Annotated in this window: 2 protein-coding genes; both read left to right on the top strand. The window is 52.6% G+C overall.

Annotated elements, in window-relative coordinates; translation table 11 throughout:
* Window positions 1-10 precede the first annotated feature (10 nt).
* Window positions 11-1,825 carry an ABC transporter ATP-binding protein gene (locus tag GX135_06260; protein NLN85690.1) on the top strand — a complete coding sequence of 605 codons (1,815 nt, stop codon included), beginning with the start codon at window positions 11-13 and terminating at the stop codon, window positions 1,823-1,825.
* Window positions 1,812-2,549, top strand: a complete 738-nt coding sequence (locus GX135_06255) for a TatD family deoxyribonuclease (protein NLN85689.1) — start codon at window positions 1,812-1,814, stop codon at window positions 2,547-2,549. The genes GX135_06260 and GX135_06255 overlap by 14 nt, the downstream gene beginning before the upstream one ends.
* The last annotated feature ends 27 nt before the right edge of the window (window positions 2,550-2,576 follow it).

Raw genomic sequence — 2,576 nt, 5'->3', positions numbered from 1 at the left:
CGGGATCAGCGTGACGCTGGTAATCCCGCTTTTCGATTATGTTTTCAAGCCCGGTGATGGTGGCTTTGTTATCACCACGGTTTCCGGGCTGTTCAAGGCCCTGGGGCAGGCTTGGCAGTCCTTTTGGGGCGGCGGCGGAAACGGTTTTCCCCGGGGTGGGATAAACTCGCTGAGCCCGCTGTGGGAGCAGGTTCAACAGATTATGCTGAATTCAGACCCCATTTCCCTGCTCTATGGCTTTTGCATCTTTCTGGTGGTGATAATCCTGTTGAAAAACATCTTTTTCTATCTGCAGCGGGTGTTGTTTATCAAGCTGCGAGCCAACGCGGTGCGCAAGCTGCGGGAGGACATGTTTGGCGCCTATCTGCATCAGTCGCAAGGGTTTTTCAATCAAGCCCGCACGGGAGACGCCATGGTGCGGATGGTCAGTGACGTCGAAATTGTTGGCGAAAGCTATGTCCGCTCGCTTTTGGAAGGGTTTCTGGATATCGTCACCATCCTCATTTTCGCGCGCATAGCAATGCTGCTCAATTCGCGGCTTTTTGTGTATGGGCTGGTTGTGGTGCCTGTTTTCACGCTCTTTGTGGGCTGGCTTGGCAAACAGGTGAAACGTAATTCCGCCCGCATCCAGGCTCAGCTTTCCACGCTTTTTTCCTCCGCGGAAGAGGTGTTGACCGGCATGAAGATTGTGAAGGCCTTCCGGCGCGAAGAAGCTGAAAGGCAGGATTTTAACCGTGTCAATTCAGCCTATGTCCGGTTTTGGAAAAAAGCGCAGTATTACACCTCGCTCAGCGTTCCGCTTTCAGAGATAAACACGGTTCTCACCGGTGTGATTGTGATAATTTTGGGCGGTAAAATGATTCTGGCGCCGGGCTCGGTGTTTTCCCTGGGCGATTTCACCGCCTTTTTGCTTGCCATATTTTCGCTGTTGCATCCGATGAAAAACCTCACCCAAATCTATGCCGACCTGAAAAAAGCGACGGTTTCCCTGGAGCGGATTTTTGAGGTTTTGGATAGGAGTTCCGAAGTGGAGGAAGCGCCGGAAGCCTTGCCCAAGGAGGGTTTCGAATCCGAAATAGTTTTCGACCAGGTCAGTTTTTGCTATCGAGAGAACCAGCCTGTGCTCAAAGATGTGAGCTTCAAGGTTCGCAAGGGCGAAAAGCTGGCTCTGGTTGGTTCCAGCGGCGGCGGCAAGACCACTTTGGCGAATCTTTTCAACCGCATTTTCGATGTGGGTGAGGGCTCTATCATTTTGGACGGCAGAGACATCCGGGATTATAAGCTCGACGCGCTGCGCAAGCTTTTCGGGGTGGTGACCCAGGAGAGCATCCTGTTTTCCAAAACAGTGAGGGAAAACATTGCCTATGGCGCTTTGGAGGAGCTTTCTCTGGACAGAATTCAGCAGGCGGCGAGGATTGCCCACGCTGAGGAATTTATTCTGGAACTGCCCGCGCAATATGATGAACCGCTGCAAAACAAGGGCGCGAACCTTTCCGGCGGGCAGAAACAGCGGCTTTGCATAGCCCGCGCCATTGCGGGAGACCCGCCTATTTTGATTTTTGACGAAGCCACCAGCGCGCTGGATACGGAAAGCGAAAAGCTGGTGCAGGAAGCAATTGACGCCGCCACCCAAAACCGCACCGTCATCATGATTGCGCATCGGCTTTCCACAGTTATGAAGGCGGATCGCATCCTGGTTTTGGAGCGCGGAAAGCTGGTGGGTGAAGGTTCTCACGAAGAGCTTTTGCGTTCCTGTCCGCGCTATCAGGAATTGTATTCCGCCCAGTTTAAAAATGGTGTAAACAATAGCAATGACATTGGTTGACGCGCATTGCCATCTGGCAAATCTCGGGGTGGGGATGCCCCTGGAAACGCTTTTGGACGAAGCCGGCAAAAAGGGGATAAAACGTTGGCTGTCTTCAGCTTTAACGCGTTCCGAGCTTTTGCGTTACGCGGAATTTGAATTTTCCGGGCTGATGTACAGCGCGGGGGTGCATCCCAATTTTGATGAGTGTGACCTTGCCATTGAGGATATCGCGCGCCTCTGCGAGGAAAAACGCATCTGGGCGGTGGGAGAAATCGGTTTGGATCGGGGCGGACCGGAGATTGAGACGCAGAAAAGCCTGTTGGTTAAACAGTTGGAACTGGCTGTGGAGCATGAACTTCCGGTGGTTTTGCACATTGTTGGGCATCAGCAGGCAGCTTATGAAATCCTGAAGCGTTATCCCCTGCGCTATTTGGTTCATGGCTATGCCGGCAGCCTGGAAGGTTACAGGCTTTTGGCACGGTTGGACAGCTTTTTCACCATCAGCGAGCGCATCTTGAAGCCGGATAAGTTGTTGCTGCTCAAGGAGATGGTTGCAGGTGGCAAATATCTCGCGGAAACGGATATGACCCGCTATTACGTCCTTCCGGGTGAGAAAAATCCTCTGTTGCGCCTGCTGGAAGTGGTGGAGCGGACTTTGGAATTAGGCGGGATTTCCGAAAGCGAGTTTGGCAGGGTTCAAAATGAATCTTTCCAGGCTTTAACCGGAGTTTGCCTTGACTGAAGCGGCTTTTTCCCGCACGGAGCTTTT

This window comes from Candidatus Cloacimonadota bacterium (genome assembly GCA_012522635.1).
Classification (GTDB): domain Bacteria; phylum Cloacimonadota; class Cloacimonadia; order Cloacimonadales; family Cloacimonadaceae; genus Syntrophosphaera.
The sequence above is the reverse complement of the archived record's forward strand: the minus strand, read 5'-3'. Positions and strand labels throughout refer to the sequence as shown.

What these genes read in the sequence shown, in the direction of transcription:
- GX135_06255 (NLN85689.1), top strand. Translation starts at nt 1,812, where the DNA reads ATGACATTGGTTGACGCGCATTGCCATCTGGCAAATCTCGGGGTGGGG.